This window comes from Lentzea sp. NPDC092896 (assembly GCF_044754905.1).
Classification (GTDB): domain Bacteria; phylum Actinomycetota; class Actinomycetes; order Mycobacteriales; family Pseudonocardiaceae; genus Lentzea.
Map to the genome: position 1 here is coordinate 20,221 of NZ_JBIVPX010000004.1, position 18,077 is coordinate 38,297.

At 69.3% G+C, this 18,077-nt stretch carries 18 protein-coding genes; 9 read left to right on the top strand and 9 right to left on the bottom strand.

The window, feature by feature from the left end; genetic code table 11:
* The gene (gene leuD / locus ACIQF0_RS20945; RefSeq protein ID WP_093593157.1) at nucleotides 1-603 is read left to right on the top strand and encodes a 3-isopropylmalate dehydratase small subunit; all 603 of its coding nucleotides are present in this window, start codon (nucleotides 1-3) and stop codon (nucleotides 601-603) included.
* A 187-nt stretch (nucleotides 604-790) separates the two neighbouring features.
* Nucleotides 791-1,447 carry an HU family DNA-binding protein gene (locus tag ACIQF0_RS20950; RefSeq protein ID WP_093593159.1) on the top strand — a complete coding sequence of 219 codons (657 nt, stop codon included), beginning with the start codon at nucleotides 791-793 and terminating at the stop codon, nucleotides 1,445-1,447.
* A 598-nt stretch (nucleotides 1,448-2,045) separates the two neighbouring features.
* Here the strand turns inward: ACIQF0_RS20950 and ACIQF0_RS20955 are convergent.
* From ACIQF0_RS20955 to ACIQF0_RS20965, 3 genes are read right to left on the bottom strand one after another with little or no spacing between them, the layout of a single operon-like run.
* Nucleotides 2,046-2,963 (bottom strand): NUDIX domain-containing protein, encoded by a 918-nt coding sequence (locus ACIQF0_RS20955; protein ID WP_401032792.1) that lies wholly within the window; start codon nucleotides 2,961-2,963, stop codon nucleotides 2,046-2,048.
* Complete coding sequence (locus tag ACIQF0_RS20960) at nucleotides 2,963-5,245, bottom strand: RNA degradosome polyphosphate kinase (protein ID WP_401031561.1); 2,283 nt, start codon at nucleotides 5,243-5,245, stop codon at nucleotides 2,963-2,965. The genes ACIQF0_RS20955 and ACIQF0_RS20960 overlap by 1 nt, the downstream gene beginning before the upstream one ends.
* A gap of 59 nt (nucleotides 5,246-5,304) precedes the next feature.
* The gene (locus ACIQF0_RS20965; RefSeq protein ID WP_401031564.1) at nucleotides 5,305-5,496 is read right to left on the bottom strand and encodes a hypothetical protein; all 192 of its coding nucleotides are present in this window, start codon (nucleotides 5,494-5,496) and stop codon (nucleotides 5,305-5,307) included.
* 62 nt (nucleotides 5,497-5,558) lie between these two features.
* Here ACIQF0_RS20965 and ACIQF0_RS20970 point away from each other — a divergent pair, with 62 nt between their 5' ends.
* Nucleotides 5,559-7,091 carry a hypothetical protein gene (locus ACIQF0_RS20970; protein ID WP_401031567.1) on the top strand — a complete coding sequence of 511 codons (1,533 nt, stop codon included), beginning with the start codon at nucleotides 5,559-5,561 and terminating at the stop codon, nucleotides 7,089-7,091.
* Here ACIQF0_RS20970 and ACIQF0_RS20975 read toward each other — a convergent pair.
* The 3 genes from ACIQF0_RS20975 to cofC form a co-directional block, all read right to left on the bottom strand.
* A complete protein-coding gene (locus tag ACIQF0_RS20975) occupies nucleotides 7,013-8,179 on the bottom strand; it encodes an acyltransferase family protein (protein ID WP_401031570.1) in 1,167 nt (388 codons plus the stop codon). The genes ACIQF0_RS20970 and ACIQF0_RS20975 overlap by 79 nt on opposite strands.
* A gap of 138 nt (nucleotides 8,180-8,317) precedes the next feature.
* The gene (locus ACIQF0_RS20980; RefSeq protein ID WP_401031572.1) at nucleotides 8,318-9,292 is read right to left on the bottom strand and encodes a hypothetical protein; all 975 of its coding nucleotides are present in this window, start codon (nucleotides 9,290-9,292) and stop codon (nucleotides 8,318-8,320) included.
* Nucleotides 9,293-9,338: 46 nt separating this feature from the next.
* Nucleotides 9,339-9,962, bottom strand: coding sequence for a 2-phospho-L-lactate guanylyltransferase (gene cofC / locus ACIQF0_RS20985; protein ID WP_360048540.1), 624 nt, complete (start codon nucleotides 9,960-9,962; stop codon nucleotides 9,339-9,341).
* Nucleotides 9,963-10,033: 71 nt separating this feature from the next.
* Here cofC and ACIQF0_RS20990 point away from each other — a divergent pair, with 71 nt between their 5' ends.
* The 4 genes from ACIQF0_RS20990 to ACIQF0_RS21005 all read left to right on the top strand — a co-directional run bounded on the left by ACIQF0_RS20990 (nucleotide 10,034) and on the right by ACIQF0_RS21005 (nucleotide 13,398).
* A complete protein-coding gene (locus tag ACIQF0_RS20990) occupies nucleotides 10,034-10,741 on the top strand; it encodes a lysophospholipid acyltransferase family protein (protein ID WP_360048538.1) in 708 nt (235 codons plus the stop codon).
* A 5-nt stretch (nucleotides 10,742-10,746) separates the two neighbouring features.
* Nucleotides 10,747-11,757: an NAD(P)H-dependent glycerol-3-phosphate dehydrogenase gene (locus ACIQF0_RS20995; protein WP_360048536.1), complete on the top strand. Its 1,011-nt coding sequence runs from the start codon at nucleotides 10,747-10,749 to the stop codon at nucleotides 11,755-11,757.
* A complete protein-coding gene (locus ACIQF0_RS21000) occupies nucleotides 11,754-12,821 on the top strand; it encodes a cystathionine gamma-lyase (protein WP_401031577.1) in 1,068 nt (355 codons plus the stop codon). Before ACIQF0_RS20995 ends, ACIQF0_RS21000 begins: the two co-directional genes overlap by 4 nt.
* 118 nt (nucleotides 12,822-12,939) lie before the next feature.
* A complete protein-coding gene (locus ACIQF0_RS21005) occupies nucleotides 12,940-13,398 on the top strand; it encodes a cysteine dioxygenase family protein (RefSeq protein WP_360048532.1) in 459 nt (152 codons plus the stop codon).
* Here the strand turns inward: ACIQF0_RS21005 and ACIQF0_RS21010 are convergent.
* A complete protein-coding gene (locus tag ACIQF0_RS21010; RefSeq protein ID WP_401031581.1) occupies nucleotides 13,379-14,023 on the bottom strand; it encodes a pyridoxamine 5'-phosphate oxidase family protein in 645 nt (214 codons plus the stop codon). The genes ACIQF0_RS21005 and ACIQF0_RS21010 overlap by 20 nt on opposite strands.
* A gap of 66 nt (nucleotides 14,024-14,089) precedes the next feature.
* Between ACIQF0_RS21010 and ACIQF0_RS21015 the strand changes: the two genes are divergently transcribed.
* Nucleotides 14,090-15,460 (top strand): PLP-dependent aminotransferase family protein, encoded by a 1,371-nt coding sequence (locus tag ACIQF0_RS21015; protein WP_401031584.1) that lies wholly within the window; start codon nucleotides 14,090-14,092, stop codon nucleotides 15,458-15,460.
* Here ACIQF0_RS21015 and ACIQF0_RS21020 read toward each other — a convergent pair.
* On the bottom strand, nucleotides 15,444-16,400 hold the full coding sequence (locus ACIQF0_RS21020; RefSeq protein ID WP_401031587.1) for a GNAT family N-acetyltransferase: 957 nt from the start codon (nucleotides 16,398-16,400) through the stop codon (nucleotides 15,444-15,446). The two genes, ACIQF0_RS21015 and ACIQF0_RS21020, sit on opposite strands and share 17 nt — an antisense overlap.
* A 57-nt stretch (nucleotides 16,401-16,457) precedes the next feature.
* Between ACIQF0_RS21020 and ACIQF0_RS21025 the strand changes: the two genes are divergently transcribed.
* Entirely contained in the window at nucleotides 16,458-17,507 is a 1,050-nt protein-coding gene (locus ACIQF0_RS21025; protein ID WP_401031590.1) for a D-alanine--D-alanine ligase family protein, read from the top strand.
* On the opposite strand, the gene ACIQF0_RS21030 is transcribed toward ACIQF0_RS21025, so the two are convergent.
* A complete protein-coding gene (locus tag ACIQF0_RS21030; RefSeq protein WP_360048524.1) occupies nucleotides 17,504-18,067 on the bottom strand; it encodes a DUF3515 domain-containing protein in 564 nt (187 codons plus the stop codon). The two genes, ACIQF0_RS21025 and ACIQF0_RS21030, sit on opposite strands and share 4 nt — an antisense overlap.
* Between the last annotated feature and the right edge of the window lie 10 nt (nucleotides 18,068-18,077).

An 18,077-nucleotide genomic window follows, 5' to 3' on the forward strand; every position in this document is an offset into this window, starting at 1 on the left:
ATGGATGCCTTCACCACCCACACGGGCGTCGGTGTGCCGCTGCGCAGGTCCAACGTGGACACCGACCAGATCATCCCGGCCGTCTACCTCAAGCGCGTGACCCGCACCGGGTTCGAGGACGGGCTCTTCGCGGCCTGGCGCGGCGACGAGCACTTCATCCTCAACCAGGAGCCGTTCAAGGCGGGCAGCGTCCTCGTTGCGGGCCCTGACTTCGGCACCGGGTCCTCTCGGGAACACGCCGTCTGGGCGCTGATGGACTACGGCTTCCGGGTCGTCATCTCGTCCCGGTTCGCGGACATCTTCCGGGGCAACTCCGGCAAGCAGGGTCTCGTGGCGGCGCAGTGCAGCCAGTCCGATGTCGAGCTCCTGTGGAAGTTGCTGGAGTCCGAACCCGGCACGGCGGTCACGGTGGACCTCACCGACAAGACCGTTCGCGCCAAGGACTTGGTTGCCCCGTTCGAGATCGACGACTACACCCGCTGGCGCCTTCTCGAAGGCCTCGACGACATCGCTTTGACGTTGCGCCACGAGCCTGAGATCAGCGCATTCGAGGGCAATCGCCAGACTTGGTTGCCCACAACGGATCCGCTTCCGGCGGTCTGAGAGGGGGCCGGATTCTCCCCTTGAGAGGGGCGAATCCGGCGCCTCCTGTCCCTCGAAGGGGCGCAATTAGCCACGCCACAACGAAAAATCTGGCGTGGCGATTGGTATTTCTCGCGTTTTGGGCCTACCGTTGCGTTCTAGTCGGCCCGCTCTCTTAGGGCCGTGAGCGTCCTGGGAGGGACTGACGGTGAATAAGGCCCAGCTCATCGAGGCGCTCGCCGAGCGCCTTGGAGACAAGAAGACCGCCGGCGCAGCTGTTGACGGCCTCGTGGACGTGATCGTCCGCAGCGTCAACAAGGGCGAGAAGGTCAACATCACGGGCTTCGGCGTCTTCGAGAAGCGCGCCCGTGCGGCTCGCACCGCGCGCAACCCGCGTACGGGCGAGACCGTGAAGGTCAAGAAGACCAACGTGCCCGCGTTCCGCCCCGGCTCGACGTTCAAGGACGTCATCAGCGGTGCGAAGAAGCTGCCGAAGGCTGTTGCGGCCAAGGCTGCCGCGAAGCCCGCCGCCGCTGCTGCCGCGAAGCCCGCGGCTACCAAGGCTCCGGCGACCAAGGCCGCGACGACCCGCGCGACGACCACGACGCGCACCCGCACGGCCGCGGCCGCCACCAAGGCGCCCGCGACCCGTCGCACCACCACGGCTGCCGCGGCGAAGCCCGCTGCTGCCAAGGCGCCCGCGAAGGCGACCGCCACGAAGACCGCCGCCAAGCCGGCCGCTGCTGCGAAGGCCCCCGCGGCCCGCAAGCCCGCTGCCGCCAAGACGACGGCTGCGGCCAAGCCTGCTGCGAAGACCGCGGCTGCGAAGCCGGCTGCTCGCAAGACGGCTGCCAAGAAGAAGTGAGACGGGCCTCCTGAGGGAGGCTGCGTCACTTCAGGAACCACGCGGAAGGCCCCGGTGTGCGCACACCGGGGCCTTCGTGTGTCCGGGGAAAGGTGCTTGGCCTGCGAGAAAGGCGAGGGAGGGGCCGCGGAGGTGCCTGGCACGCCTGGGATGCGCCGAAGGCGGCTGGGGAGTCGCTTGGGGCGTCCGGGAAGCCGCCGCAGGCGTGGCGGAGCTGCCTGGCACGCCTGGAACACGACTGACGCGGCGGGCGGGCACGCGCGGCGTGCCCATGTGTTCACATGCTTGGAGAGCCGTCCCGCATTCGCCGCAAGGCAGCAGAGAAGCCCGCGCCGAGGCGCCGGAAACGTTCCGCCGAGCCGGAGTCAGGCAGCCCGCGGCACGACTTTGAGGCGCCACTCAGAATTCCGGAACCCGGCCTGGAGGATTGCCCGGCGCGGTTCCTCCGAACCCCCGGCCCGCCAATAGAAATAACGCCGGCACGCCTGCGAACGCCCCCGGTGCAAGCGAAACCGCCGCCTTCCGGCCCGACTTGGTTGCCACAGGCGAACTTTCGTCAGAGCGGGAAGACGGCGGCTGAAAACGTCTGCAACAGCGGCTAGGGACGCGGCAGCGGCGAGGCCAGGTAGTGCGCCGACACCAGGGTTGGCCAGCTCGAAGGTGAGTCCGAAGTGGACCACGTGCCGAACGGCCTGGTGAAGGCCAGCACCCACGTGCTGCCCTTCTTGCAGGGGATTTCGTCGAGCCGCAGCCCGCCCATCTCCGCCAGCGACTGCACGACGGCCGGAATCACGCCGCCCTGCGAAGAGACGACGGCCCTGCCTTCGAGCGCGGCGACCTCCAGCAGGCGCACGAGACCGGCGTCCGGGTCCGGCCAGTAGCCCTCCTCCGACAGCCGATACTCCTCGACCATCTCCACGGACAGGTCCGTTGCCACGGCCCGCACGGTGTCCGCGCAACGCACCCTGGGCGCGGTGTGGACGCGCACCGGTGCCCACAGGGGCAACAACGTGCGCAGCGCCGCGGCCTGGCGCCAGCCCGCGTCCGAGAGCGGGCGGAGGTCGTCGTCGCCGTCCCACTCGGAACGCTTCCCGGCCTTCGCGTGCCGCACCAGCACGACCAGCAGCAGGTCCGCGGGCAGGCGCGCGAACTCCGCCAGCACGTCCCGGTCCGGTTCGTAGGTCAGCAACTCCGTCGCCTCGGCGATGGGCAGCCACCGCAGTACGTCGACTTCTTCGTTGGGGACGAACGAACCGGAAACGGCCTGCGCGGCGTAGTAGTCGACGGTCTTCGGCACGCCCTTCACCGAATACGACACCTGTCGCAGATGGCGGCCGAGGACACAGGAGAAGCCCGTCTCCTCCTCGATCTCCCGCACGGCGCAGGCGGGAATCGTCTCTCCGTGGTCGAGTTTGCCCTTCGGCAACGACCAGTCGTCATAACGCTGACGGTGCACGACCGCGACTTCGACGTTTCCGTCCGCATCGCGCCAGAGCACCGCCCCAGCAGCTTTGATCACCCAAGAGCTCCGTGCTTGTGCAGCAGTTCCATCTGATGGTCGCGCACGGACGAGCCGTCCGACGGCGAGGCTTCCCATTCTCCGTCAGGGCGCAGGACCCAGCAGCGGGTGTGGGGGTCGAGCGCCGACTCGAACATGTCGGCCAGTTGCTTGGTCAGCCGCGGGTCGGCCACGCGCAGGGCGACCTCGACGCGGCGGTCCAGGTTGCGGTGCATCATGTCCGCGCTGCCGATCCAGTACTCGTCGCAGGCGACGAAGTGGAAGACGCGCGAGTGCTCCAGGAACCGGCCCAGGATCGACCGCACCCGGATGTTCTCCGACAGTCCCTTGATGCCCGGCTTCAGGCCGCAGATGCCGCGCACGACCACGTCGACGGGCACACCGGCCTGCGACGCCCGGTACAGCGCGTCGATGACCTGCTCGTCCACGAGCGAGTTCACCTTGATGCGCACACCGGAGGGCTCGCCCGCCTGCGCGCGCTCGATCTCCAGGTTGATCCGGTCGACGATTCCCTTGCGGACGCCGTAGGGCGCGACGAGCAACGAGCGGTACTCGTCCTGGCGCGCATAACCGGTCAGCACGTTGAAGAGGTCGGTGAGGTCCGCGCCGATCGTCGGCTCGGCCGTCAGGATGCCGACGTCCTCGTACAACCGCGCGGTCTTCGGGTTGTAGTTGCCGGTGCCGATGTGGCAGTAACGGCGGATCGTCGAGCCTTCCTGGCGCACGACCAACGACGTCTTGCAGTGCGTCTTCAGGCCCACCAGGCCGTAGACGACGTGCACGCCCGCCTTTTCCAGCGCCCGTGCCCACTTGATGTTCGCCTGCTCGTCGAAGCGCGCCTTGAGCTCCACGAGCGCCACGACCTGCTTGCCCGCCTCGGCCGCGTCGATCAGCGCGTCCACGATCGGCGAGTCACCTGAGGTGCGGTACAGCGTCTGCTTGATCGCGAGCACGTGCGGGTCGGCCGCGGCCTGCTCGATGAAGCGCTGCACCGACGTGGAGAACGAGTCGTACGGGTGGTGCACGAGCACGTCACCCTCGCGCAGCGTCGCGAAAACGCTCTTCGGCGTCTCGCGCTCCCCGAACGCCGGGTGCGTCGCCGGCACGAACGCCGGGTCCTTCAACGTCTTGCGGTCGATGCCGTAGAGCTGCCACAGGCACGACAAATCGAGCAAGCCGGGCACGGTCACGACGTCGTGCGGGTCGACCTCCATCTCCCGCAGCAACAGTTCGAGCATGTGCTCGGTCATGTCGTCGGCGACTTCCAGCCGCACCGGCGGGCCGAACCGGCGCCGCGCGAGCTCGCGTTCCAACGCCTGCAACAGGTCCTCGTCGCGGTCCTCCTCGACCTCGAGGTCCGCGTTGCGCGTCACGCGGAACGCGTGGCACTCGATGACCTCCATGCCGGTGAACAGCTCGCCCAGGTGCGCGGCGATGAGTTCCTCGAGCGGCAGGAAGGTCGCGGACGACGACGACCGGTCCCCTTCCACCCGAACGAGACGCGGCACGTTGTCCGGCACCTTCACGCGGGCGAACCGCTCGCCGCCGCCCTCGGGATCGCGCACGGTCACCGCGAGGTTCAGCGACAGCCCCGAGATGTAGGGGAACGGGTGCGCCGGGTCGACGGCCAGCGGCGTCAGGACCGGGAACACCTGCTCGCTGAAGTAGTTGGAGAGCCTCAGCCGGTCGTAGTCCGTGAGGTCGCCCCACGTCACGATGCTGATCCGGTGCTCTTCCAGGCCGGGCCGGATGTGGTCGAGGAACGCGCGGGCGTGCTGCTCCACGAGTTCCTGGGAGCGCTTGGAGATCGACACGAGCTGCTCTTGCGGGGTGAGCCCGTCCGCGCTGCGCACCGAGAGACCGGTCTCCGCGCGGCGCTTCAGGCCCGCGACCCGGACCATGTAGAACTCGTCCAGGTTCGAGGCGAAGATCGCGAGGAACTTCGCGCGCTCCAGCAACGGCTGCGAGGAGTCCTCGGCCAGTGCGAGCACGCGGGCGTTGAAGTCCAACCAGGACAGTTCACGGTTGAAATACCGGTCGTCCGGCAGGTCGGTCGGTATCGCGCTCGGCGTCACGGCGGGCGGTGCGGAAGGCACACCGCGCAACGGGGCGGCGGCCGTGGGCCCCCGTTCGACCTTCGCCCGCGTCGTGGACACTCGCCGGGTCGCCGCGCGAGGCTGCTTGCGCGGGGTCGCCGCTTCCGCTTTCGCACGCGGGGTGCGGCGTCGCGAGGGGGTCGCCTTACCGTCGTTACCGTCGTCCTTGCTCACGTCACGCATTGTGGCGCACTATCGCCGTGAGCGCCCCTAAGCAGGACGTCCGTTCGGTGAACTCCTCGTCACAGAACAGGCATTCGAAGAGCGGTGATGGCTCCGCCGGGGCTACGTTCGAGGGTCACCCGCTGCCCCGGACGCAGCATTCGCCAGCCACCCGCCGTGACCGCCTCGGCACTCACGTCGACGAGAACGCCGTCATCACGCAGAACGACGGCAGAGCCGTCGCTGTTAAAAGTAGACACGGTCGCCTGCACGGACCAGAACCCTAGACGTTCGTCGGTACACGTCTCATTCGCGCCGCTGCCAGGGTCGATCCATGAAGGTTATGGCCACGATCACCGCGGCGACCCTGTTGGCCTTCACCACGGCAGGACTGGCTTCGGCTGCCTCAGCCGAACCCAGGACTCCCCAGGTGGACAAACCACGACTCCAGGCGGCGGCGAAGAACGTCCGCCTGAAAGCCTCACTTCCCGGTACCGAACGGGCCATCTCGATCGCGTTCGCCCAGTACGGCAAGCGCGACGTGGCGTTCGTGAGCATGGAGACCGGGCTCAAGACGTTCGACGTCACCGACCTCGACAAGCCCAAGCTCCTCGACCACCTCACCAAGGAGGAGATGGCGCTGCCGGGCGACGACCCGACGAAGCGCTTCTGGGAGAACGAGGACATCAACGTCGACCCCAAGCGCAAGCTCGCGTTCCTGGCGCGCGAGGTCAACTCGTTCGGGCGCGCACTGCCCGGCGACCGCCCGACCGGCAACTACATCGTGTCCGCTGTGGACCCCGCCGACCTCAAGATCCTCAGTTTTCACCGGCAGAACACCGGCCACACGAGCACCTGCGTCAACGACTGCAGCTTCCTCTGGACGGCGGGACTCGACCGGTCGGACGCCAAGACGGGGCGGATCTTCGTCACCGACATCCGCGATCCGAAGACCCCGAAGGAACTTCCGGTCTCCGTCGACGTCCGCGGCAAGGCCGGCGAGGGGAAGATCACGCACGACGTCCAGGTCGACGCGCAGGGAATCGCCTGGGTGGCGGGCGACGACGGCACCCGCGGCTACTACACGCAGGGCTGGCACCGGGACCCGTTGAGCGGCAAGTACCGCGAGGCGAAGGCGTGGGATCCCGTCGCGTACGCGGGCGGCACGGTGCCGAAGGCGGACATGCCGACCTCGTTCACGCACAACTCGTTCCGCCCGATCGGCCGGACTCTGAGCGATGGACCGCAGCCGACGCGGGAGAACCCGGCCGGTTCACTGCTGCTGCACACCGAGGAGGCGTTCGGTTCGCCGACCTGCAAGACCGAGGGCCGGTTCGTCATCTCCTCGCTGCAGGGCACGCACAACGGTGAGGGCTGGGGCGAGCAGCCCAAGGAGATGAGGACCGTCGGCATCTGGAGCCCGGACGACCAGGAGGGCACGATCCCCGGCGACGTCACGTGTTCCGCGCACTACTTCGACGTGCAGAAGAGGATCGTCGCCTACTCCTGGTACAACCAGGGCACGAGGTTCCTCGACATCTCCAACCCCGCCAAGCCGATCCAGATCGGGTACTGGCGGCCGGACACCGCGACCTCGTGGGCGCCGTACTGGCACCGCGACACCGTGTTCGTGGCGGACATCTCGCGCGGCGTCGAGATCCTGCAGCTGGAGAAGGGCGCCTACGAGGCGCAGGCGAGCGGCACTCCCGTGACGCTGACCGCCCACCACGCCAGGGAACTGGCCAGGGAGAGCGACCGGGAACCCGTGCCGCTCGCCCCGAACCCGTTCTACGGCTGGGCCTGCCCGATGGTCGCGAGCCGCGACGACTCGGACTGCGGCGTGGGAGCCTGCGGCGCACCCTGCTGAGCAAGACCTGCCTTGACGGCGGCTTTCGCGCGCTGGCGGGTGATCACGCGGCGGCCGAGGTTGATCATCGGGATCTCCACGGTCGCGTAGAGGACACTCGCCAGCGCCAGCCCCAGCGCCGTGACCACGACGGACTGGCCGAGACCGGACAACGCGGGCCAGAAGAACGCGATGATCGTCGCGGCGATCGTCTGCACCAGGTAGAGCGAGTACGAACGCTCGCCGACGAACTGCATCGGCTTCGTGGACAGGAAGGTCGTGGCCGGTCCCGGCGCGATCATCGCGGTCAGCAGCACCGCCGTCGCGAGCGCGTACACGGGGATGACCAGCACGTGACCGGGAATTCCGTTGATCCCGTCGAGGAAGGCGGCGATCGGCTTCACGCTCAGGTGCACCGCGACGAATCCGATCGCGACGATCACCTGCGCGACCCGGTTCGTGAGCGGGCGCAGCAGGGCGAATCCGCGCGGGCTGTGCAGCGCGATCGCGAGCAGCACGCCGGTCAGGATCGAGAAGTAGTGCAGCGGCCAGCCGGGGTTGCTGTGCGACGCGGTGAAGTTCACGACCACGAGCGCGAGCAGCATGCCCAGGACGGCGGCACCGGCGCGGCGCCGCAGCACGACGGTGCCCAGCGCGATCGCCACCAGTGGCCAGACCAGGTAGAACTTCTGCTCGATGCCCAGCGACCAGGACTGCCCGTACGGGCTGCCGCCGGCGAACTCGTTGGTGAACGTGAGGAAGTACTTGAGCGCGGAGCCGATCCCGTTGCTGGCGAACGTGCCGTAGAGCGCGGAGGCGACGACCGTCACGAGCAGGATCACGAAGTAGACCGGGAGAATCCGGAACGCCCGCCGCAGGTAGAACTCACCGAGCGAGATCTCGCCGGTCCGGTGCTCCTCGCGCAGCATCAGCGTGGTGATCAGGAATCCGCTGAGGACGAAGAACATCTGGACACCGGCCCAGCCCTGGAGCCAGTCGGGGCCGCCGTAGTGGAAGAAGACGACCAGGACCGCGGCAATGGCACGCAGGCCGTCGAGAGCGGGAAAGCGGCGCAACGCCAGGTAGTCGGCGTGCGTCAGTGAAGTCATGCAGGTACACCTCGGGGCAAAGCGTCGGGGAACGACGTCGGGGGATACGTCGTTTGCAGCAGGGGATACGGATGTAAAGGTGCCGGGGTTCCCCTCTGAGTTGCCTAAACCAACACTTTCGTGGCGTTCGTCACGGCCTCAACACCTGCGCAGCGGTGAAAGCTCCGAGAGCGGCGCGGTGGCCGCGACGCGCCATCCTTGCTGCGTAAGCACTCCGCCGTGGACTTCCAGCCAGTACGCGCCGTCGGTCATGCGCAGGGTCGCGCCGCTGCGCATGTCCGTGACGTGGGACGACCCCGAGACCCACGACACGAAGTCCCCGCTGACCCGCGGGAACAGGATGCCCTCGCTCGCCGGCGTGAGCTTGATCCCGGCCAGGTCACGGGGTTCCGGCCAGCCGTCGCGCCACCCGCGCAGCTTGTCGCCCTGCGTCCACACCACCGTGCGGCCATCCGATGCCACGCTGGGGCCTGGGGTCGCGTTCGCCAGCTGTTCCGGCAGCGCTCCCTCACCGCGGAACTTCCCGTCCTGCTGCCAGATGACCGCGTCGCCGAAGAACACCGGAGTCTCGCCCTGGCCGACGATCCTGTCCTTCTTCTTGGCCAGGTCGTAGAAGTGCACGCCCGCACGGTCCGACCAGGCGGCTTTGCCGTTGTGCACCACGGCACCGTAGCCGCCGATCTCGGCGGGTGCGCCGTCGTTGCGCGAGTCCCACGCGTAGGTGGTCGTGGCGAGGTTGGCCGGGTTCGGCGTGGTGGAGAACGTCACCCAGCGGCCGTCGAACTCGACGCCGAACACCTGCCCGTCGTTCTGCATCGCGACCACCTGCTGGCGTTTGCCGTGGTCGCGCAGCACGAGTTCGGTGGTCCTGTTGCGTGTGGTCTTCACCAGCGTCGTGCCGCCGTCCGCGTCCGCCGCGACGACGGTGACCTTCTCGTGCGAGCCCGCCTCTGTCGACGTGCGCGACAGCCGGTCCTTCCAGTCCTGGGGCAGGTCCACCCCGCACGTGCTGAGGTTGTTCTCCGCCCTGTAGTCCGGCGGACGGTCGATCGGATAGGCGGCCACACAGCCTGCGAGCGCAGTGACGCCCGCCAGCGCGATGAGCGCTCGCATCAGTCTCCCCAAGTCGTGATCACCCGGGAAGACGCGTGAGGACTGCTCAGGTTGTCCAGGCGGGCAAGGCGTTCGCGGTGTGCGTGCCGAGGCCGAGCATGAGCGCGAGCCGCAGATCTTCTTCCGTGTCCACGTCACAGCGCAACGACGGCCACGCGCCGATCAGCGCGACCGCACCGGAAACGCGGTGGTGCCCGGCCGACCCGACGCCGAACCTCGGGTCGAGTTCTCCGCCAGGTGCCGCGAGGAGCAGCGTCGTGCCGGTGCCCTGACGGTCCGGGACGAACGCGCGCCGGCCGGCCGATGCTTCGAGCGCGGCCTGCAACTCGTCGGGCCTGAGCGCCGGCAGGTCCGCCTGAAGCGCGCCGATCCGGGACGACCGGAGCGTGCGCGCGCCGTGCCGCAAAGCCGCGTTGAGTCCGGGCTCGGCGGGCTCCGGCAGCGACTCGACACCGAGAGCGGCCATTTCGGACGCGACGGCCGGGTCCGATGTGATCGTGACCACTCGGCGGACGCCGGGGGTGGCGATCGCCGCGCTCACCGTGTCGAGGGCGAGCGCGAGCGCCAGCGCCGCGTGCGACACCGGATCTCCGCCTGTCGCGCTGGTCAGCCTGGTCTTGGCCCTGTCGAGGGTCTTGACCGGGACCACTAGGTCAACTTCATCCCGCACCTAGTCATAGTCCACGATTCGGCGACTACTGTGCTCTCGGGCGCAGATCTACGCAGGTAAGGAGAGGCCTCGTGGCCAAAAGGGAGAAGGGCGGCTTTTGGGTCGGGGTCGCCGCGGCGATCGTCTACCCGATGTCGTTCGTGCTGGGCAGGCACCGGATCCTGCACGGGGACCGCATCCCGCGCCAGGGGGCGGCCCTGCTCGTCATGAACCACATCTCGCACCTCGACCCGTGCTACGACGCCGTGTTCGTGCACCGCAACTACCGGGTGCCGCACTTCCTGGCGAAGCACAGCCTGTGGAACGTGCCGATCATGGGCCGGATCCTGAAGGGCGCGAACCAGATCCCCGTCTACCGGGGGACCACGGACGCCCAGCAGAGCCTGCGCGAGGCGCACAAGGCCCTGGCGACCGGTCAGATCGTGGTGATCTACCCCGAGGGCACGATCACCAAGGACCCCGACGGCTGGCCCGCGAACTCGCGCACCGGCGTGGCCCGGCTGGCGTTGCAGCACGACGGCCCGGTCATCCCCGTCGCCCGCTGGGGCACGCTCGACCTCTACAACCACTACGCGAAGAAGTTCCGGCCGTTCCCGCGCAAGACGATCACGCACTTCGTCGGCGAACCGGTCGACCTCTCCGCCTACCGCGGCAGGGAGGAGACGCTCCCGATGCTGCGCGAGGTCACGGACCTGCTGATGGGCGCGGTCAAGGAGCACCTGGCCGAGGTGCGTCAGGAGCCGGCCCCCGAGGGCTTCTACGGACCGAGGAAGGCCTGAACACCATGGCGATCGAACGTGTTGCGGTGCTCGGCTCCGGTTCGTGGGGCACGGCGTTCGCGAAGGTCATCGCGGACTCCGGTCCCGAGGTCGTGCTGTGGGCGCGGCGTCAGGACGTCGCCTCGGAGATCACCGAGACCCGTGTGAACTCCGGCTACCTGCCCGGCATCTCGTTGCCGGCCAACCTCGGCGCCACCTCCGATCCGGCCAAGGCGCTGGACGGGGCGGACGCGGTGGTGCTGGCCGTGCCCTCGCAGACGCTGCGGGTGAACCTGTCGGCGTGGAAGGAACTGCTGCCGCCGGACGCGACGCTCGTGTCGCTGTCCAAGGGTGTCGAGCTCGGCACGCTGAAGCGGATGAGCGAGGTGATCCGCGAGGTCGCCGGCGTCGACGAGTCGCAGGTCGCCGTGGTGTCCGGGCCGAACCTGGCCAAGGAGATCGCCGTCGAGCAGCCGACCGCGACCGTCATCGCGTGCACGGACCACGACCGAGCGGTCGACCTGCAGCACGCGTGCTCGAACTCGTACTTCCGCCCGTACACCAACACCGACGTGGTCGGCTGCGAGCTGGGCGGGGCGTGCAAGAACGTCATCGCGCTGGCGTGCGGCATGGCCGCGGGCATGGGATACGGCGACAACACGATGGCGTCGATCATCACCCGCGGCCTGGCCGAGACGGCACGGCTGGGCGCCGCTCTGGGCGCCGACCCGCTGACGTTCGCGGGCCTCGCCGGACTGGGCGACCTGGTCGCGACGTGCGCGTCGCCGTTGTCGCGCAACCGGTCCTTCGGCGAACGGCTCGGGCGTGGCGACACTCTCGCCCAGGCGCAGGAAGCCGCGCACGGACAGGTCGCCGAGGGCGTGAAGTCCTGCTCGTCGATCCGCGAACTCGCGGCGGCGAACGGCGTCGACATGCCGATCACCGAAGGCATCCACCAGGTCTGCCACGACGGCCTGAGCGTGCGGGACCTCGGTGCCGCGCTGCTGGGCCGCGACCGGAAGCACGAGCGCCAGTGAGCCCCGAACTCGGTGACGGCACACGGGTCGTCCACGCGGTTTCCGGCGAGCCGGGAGACCCTTTCGGCGCACAGCCGGTGTTCGCGTCGGCGTACCACCTGGGCGGCGAGGACTACTACGGCCGCGCCGGCAACCCGACCTGGCGGGCCCTCGAATCAGCCCTGGGGTCGTTGGAGGGTGGCGAGTGCGTCGTCTTCCCGTCCGGGATGGCGGCCATCTCGACGTTGCTGCGGACGGTTCTGTCCACTGGGGACACTCTGGTCGTCCCGTCGGACGGCTACTTCCTGACCCGGAAGTTCGTGTCCGAAATGGACGTGAACGTCGTCGAGGTGCCGACGGCAGGGCCGTACCCGTCCTTCGAGGGCGTTCGGCTGGTGCTGCTGGAGACACCGTCCAACCCCGGCCTGGACGTCTGCGACATCGCGTCGCTCGCGGAGGCTGCCCACGCCGCGGGTGCGTTGCTGGCCGTGGACAACACGACCGCGACGCCGTTGGGGCAACGGCCGCTGGAGCTGGGCGCGGACGTCGTGGTGGCTTCGGACACCAAGGCGGTCGCGGGCCACAGCGATGTCCTCTTCGGACACGTGACGCTGGCTTCTCCCGAGCTGGCGGCGAAGGTGCGGGACGCGCGGACGATGAGCGGCGCGATTGCCGGCCCGTTCGAGACGTGGCTCGCGTTGCGCGGCCTGGGAACCCTGGACCTGCGGCTCGCGCGGCAGGCGGAGAACGCCGCCGCGATCCACGCGTTGCTCAAGGGCAGGGTGGCGAACCTGCGCTGGCCGGGTGCGTCGGACGATCCCTCGTACCTCGTGGCGGCGCAGCAGATGCGGCGGTTCAACGGCGTGCTGACGTTCGAATTGCCGGACGTGGCGGCCGTGGAATCGTTCCTGTCGCGCTCGAAGCTCGTGTCGGCGGCGACGTCGTTCGGCGGCCTGCACTCGACCGCGGACCGGCGGGCCCAGTTCGGCGACCCGGTGCCCGAGGGCCTGGTGCGCTTCTCGGCCGGCTGTGAGGACACTCGAGACCTGGTCGCGGACGTGTCCCACGCTTTGGGACTGGATTGACGGAGGGTCCCGTTTTCGGGACCCTCTGCTCCATGTCCTTCAACGCATGTTGCTGTTGTACCTGGCGATAGTCCCGCGTCCTCTTTTCGCGCACTCGCCTGGTTAGGACTTTTCCCCGATGTTCGCCGTTCCCGAGAACAGCGTCGTTCTGCCTGAAAACACCCAGCTGCTGCACCCCGTCCGGGTGGCTTTGGCGTGGGCGGCCGACCGCGACCGCTGGAAGCACCTGCTCCGCTACGACCCGGAAGAGCGCTTCTCCGCGCTGGTCGACAAGACCGGTGACCAGGAGATCTGGCTGATGAGCTGGCTCCCCGGCCAGGTCGCGTCGCTGCACGACCACGACCACACCTCCGGCGCGTTCACCGTGGTCAGCGGCCTGCTGACCGAGGTCGTGACCACGAAGATCCAGGTCGTGCACACGCTGCACACCGGTCAGTCCCGCGTGTGGGGTCCTGGCTACGTGCACCAGGTGCGCAACGACGGTGTGGATCCGGCCGTGTCGATCCACGTGTACCGCCACGGCACACGCGCCATGACCCCGTACCGCTACGACCCGGTCAACGGGCCCGTTCGCTGACGTGCGGCGGGATCGCCTTGTCCGTCTCGTGCGGCACCGGCGCGCCCCACGACTGGATGAGTGGCACGTGTCCAGCCCACACGAGGTTCGCTTCGAGGTCCGACGGCTCCTCACCCGGCCCGCCGGCGCGCACCTTGACGCTGGCCTCGGTGAGGTCGATCTCCAGGGCGGCCGTCTGCGCGAGCTCCTTCTTGGACGGCTGCCGCGCGTAGTCCCAGCTGCCCGGCGTCACGTGCTCGACGATCGTGCGCAGGGCGTGCGAGGTGTCCTCGGCGATCTTCGCGGTGCCGTGGATGATCGCCGACCGGTAGTTCATCGAGTGGTGGAACACCGACCGCGAGTAGACGACGCCGTCGACCAGCGTGACCGCGACGCAAACCTGCTTGCCCTCGAGCATGCTCCTGATGGACCGTGAGCCCGTCGACCCGTGCAGGAAGATGGTGTTGCCGTCCCGCCCGTACGCGGTGGGAATGAGGAACGGTGCCCCGTCGACGTCCACGGAGAGATGGCACACCATGCCTGCGTCGAGGATGTCGTAGAGCACCTGGCGGTCTTCGACGGCTCGCTTCTTGCCGCGGATCACGGTGCTGCGCGGGGTGGGGGAGAGCTGCACGTCAGAGGTCATGTCTCTACTGTGCGCGCGGAAGTGGCATCATTGAAGCGCCATTTCTGATCGATCTGAGAAGGCCACTTGGCTGAGACCGCACTTCCCGTCGCGCTGGACCGCGAGTCCGCCGAACCGCTCGCCGTCCAACTCGCCGACGCGCTCCGCTCGGCGGCGTCGGAAGGACGGCTGCGCGCGGGCGACCGTCTTCCGTCCACGCGCGCGTTGGCCGACAGTCTTGGAGTCTCCCGCACGGTCACTGCCGCCGCCTACGAACAGTTGCACGCGGAAGGCTGGATCGCCGGCCGGCACGGCTCCGGCACGTACGTCACCACCACGCCGCCCGGCCCGTTGCGCAAACGTTCGCGCAAGCCCGTTGCGCCCACCATCACCGATTTCGTGGACCTCGGCACCGGCGCGCCCTGGGCCGGCGGCCTCGACCGCGCGGCCTGGCGCAGGGCCTGGCGCGCGGCGGCGGACGCACCCCCGCTGTCCCGTCCCGAACGCGCGGGCCTGCCCGAGTACCGCGAGGCCATCGCCGAACACCTGCTGCGGCACCGCGGCCTGGCCGTCAACGCCGACCCGGTGCTCGCGACCGGCGGCACCACCGCCGTGCTGACCGAGATCGCGGTCGCGGTGCTGAAGCGCGGCGACGCGGTGGCCGTCGAGGAACCCGGCTACCAACGGGCCGTGGGCGTCTTCCGCGCCAACGGTCTGAAGGTCGTCCAGGCCGCGGTCGACGCCGAAGGACTGCTGCCGGACGCCGTGCCGGCGGGCGTGAGGGCCGTCTACTGCTCGCCCGCCCACCAGTACCCGCTGGGCGGCCGCATGTCGGCGGGCCGCCGGGTCGCGCTGGTCGAACGGGCCCGCCGTGACGGCTGGCTCGTCATCGAGGACGACTACGACGGCGAACTCCGCTACGACGTCGCCCCGCTGCCGTCACTGGCCGCGCTCGCCCCGGACGTCGTCGTCCACCTCGGCACCACGAGCAAGATCCTCACACCCACCCTGGGCGCGGGCTGGATGGTCGCGCCCGAGCACATCGCCACGACCGTGCTGGAACACCGGGACCTGACCGGCACCAGCCCGTCCGCCGCCGGCCAGCGGGTCGTCGTCGAACTGGCCCGCATGGGCGACCTCGGCCGGCACCTGCGCAAGCTGCGCCGTGAGCTGTCGGAACGCCGTGCGCTCATCATCGACACGTTCGCGAAGGCTGGCATCGAGGTGCTCGGCGACGACGCGGGCGCGCACGTCGTGGTGCTGCTGCCTGGTGCCGAACGGGAACGTGAGCTCACGAGGCAGGCACTCGAACGCGGCCTGCGGGTGGACGGCCTGGCCCGGCACTACGTGAACCGGGCCAAGTTGCACGGGCTGGTCATCGGCTACAGCGCGTGCTCGCGGGAACAGCTGGTGAACGCCCTGCCCGTGCTGACGGAGCTGCTCACAGCGAACGGCTGACGACGACCACCTCGCGGTCGGTGACGAAGCCCAGCTGCTCGTTCACCCTGATCATGGCGGCGTTGGTCGCGTCCGTCCCGGTGTCGACGCTCTCGAGCGCGGGCCGGTCCGCGAGCAACCAGCGCAGCACGTGCGCCTTGACGGCTCGGGCGAGTCCGTGGCCGCGATGGGCGGGCACGACCATCGTGCTTCCCCAGCGCGCGTGCGCCGAGTCGCCGGGCTGCAGTGCGACGTCGGTCAGCGCGACCACGAGGCCGGTGGCTTCTTCGACCACGACGGCGACGCGCAGCTCGACACCGCCGGCGCGAGCCTCGGCCTCCTCGGCCCGCACGACCTCCGGCGTCCACTCCGGTGCCCGCAGCGCGGACTCCATGGCCGGTGCGTCGTGGATCGCCTGCCGAGTCACGGCGACCGACGCCAGCAAGTGCTCCGGCGTCGCACCGATCCACCGCTCCAGCCGGTATCCGGGTGGCGCCTCGATCTCCCAGGAAGCCGGATCGGTGCCGGCGAACGTCAACCGCTGCATCACCCTCGACGCGGCCACGCGGAACCCGCGCGCCACCGCCCAGTGCTCGCCCACGCTGCCCTTGATCACACCCCAGCTCTCGAACGCGTCCCGGCCTCGGGCGCGCAACTCCGGCAGCAACGCCTCCAGCAGCGCGGTGCCGACGCCCTGACCGCGGTGCTCCGGGTGCACCGTGATCGGACCGATCGCGAGCCGTGCGTTCAGACCACCGAGCAGACCCGCGGACGTGATGCCGACGCCTTCGCCGTCGCGGCGGGCGATCAGGCGGACCACCTCGTCGAAATCCGGGTTCTTCTCGTGCAGCGACGCGATGATCCGCTCCCTGCTCGACGCCGGATCGGCCGCGATCCGCACGTCGGCGTAGGCCTGAACCGCGGCCTCGTCGTCCAGGTCGAGCGGTTTGATCTCCAGCACGCGACCGAGGCTAACTGGCAGGTAGGCACAATCGCCCAAACGGGTAGGGTCGCCCGCATGACGCAGCGCAAGACGAGGGTTGCCGTGGTCTTCGGCGGCCGCAGCTCCGAGCACGAGGTCTCCTGCCAGTCCGCCAAGAGCGTCCTGCCCTACCTGGACGCGGACCGGTTCGAGGTGGTGCCGGTCGGCATCACGCCGCAGGGGCAGTGGGCACTCGGCACGGACCCGAACGCGCTGGAGGCAGGCGCCGGCAACCTCCCCACGCTGCGCAACCAGACCGTCGCCGCGATCGAACCCGGCCAGGCTTTGAAGGACGTCGACGTCGTCTTCCCGCTGCTGCACGGCGCGTGGGGTGAGGACGGCACGATCCAGGGGCTGCTGGAACTCGGCGGCGTCCCGTACGTCGGGCCCGGCGTGTTCGCCAGCGCCGCCGCGATGGACAAGGTCTTCGCCAAGAAGATCCTCCAGGCCGAGGGACTCGACGTCGGCAAGTTCGTCGCTCTCGACCGCGCCGCGACCACGCTCACCCTCGACGAGCGCGAGCACCTCGGGCTGCCGGTGTTCGTGAAGCCGTCGCGCGCAGGGTCGTCCGTCGGCATCTCGAAGGTGTCCGACTGGAGCGACCTCGACGCGGCCATCTTCGAGGCGCGCCAGCACGATCCCAAGGTCATCATCGAGGCCGCCGTGCCGAACGTCCGCGAGATCGAGCTCGCGGTGCTGGAGTTCCCGGACGGCCGCGTTGAGGCCTCACTGCCCGCCGAACTGCGCCCGGTCGGCGAGAGCGTCGAGTGGTACGACTTCAACGCCAAGTACGTCGACGACTCCTACGAGGCCGACATCCCGGCGAAGCTCGACGACGACATCACCGCACGGCTGCGCGAACTCGCCGTCACCGCGTTCAAGGCGCTCGACTGCCAGGGTCTGTCCAGGGTGGACTTCTTCCTGACCGAGCAGAACGAGCTGATCATCAACGAGCTCAACACCATGCCCGGTTTCACGCCGATCTCCATGTACCCCAAGGCGTGGGACGCGACCGGCATTGACTTCGCGACGCTGCTGACCACGTTGATCGAGACGGCGATCGCGCGCGGCTCCGGCCTGCGCTAGGGCGCTGTCCTGACCGGCTGCTTGGGCAGGAGGTCGCGCACCGTCGTGGAGATGTCCTGCAACGGTCCGGTGCCCGCTTCGTCGGGCACCGTCAGCGCCACGTACGCGCCGCGGTCCACGATCACCCACGTGGAGCTGCCGGAACCGGGCAGCTGCAGCCACTGCACGTCGGAGATCACCCGCAGCTGCGAGGTCGCCGACAGCTCGTTCGGTCGCGGCAGGCCACAGCGCAGGACCACCGGATCGTGTTTGGCGTCACCCCACGCCACCGTCGCGAGAGGTGCGGGGGAGGCGAGTTCCCTGCGCGGCAGCATGTCCTTCCCGGACGGCAGCCCCACCGGCAGCTTCTCGGTCAGGGTCACGCACGTCGGCGAGCCCGCGTCGGGCGCGTCGATCGAGACCAGCGCGAGGGGACCCGTGCGACCGGGTACGTCCTCCGACTGGTTTCCCGTGCCCAGCACCAGACCGAGCCCTGCGACACCGATGGCGAGCACGACAGCGAGCCCGACCGCCGCGAGCAGCGGCCGGGACAGCGTTGACGTGGATTCCTGCTGAGTCACCCGGCTATGA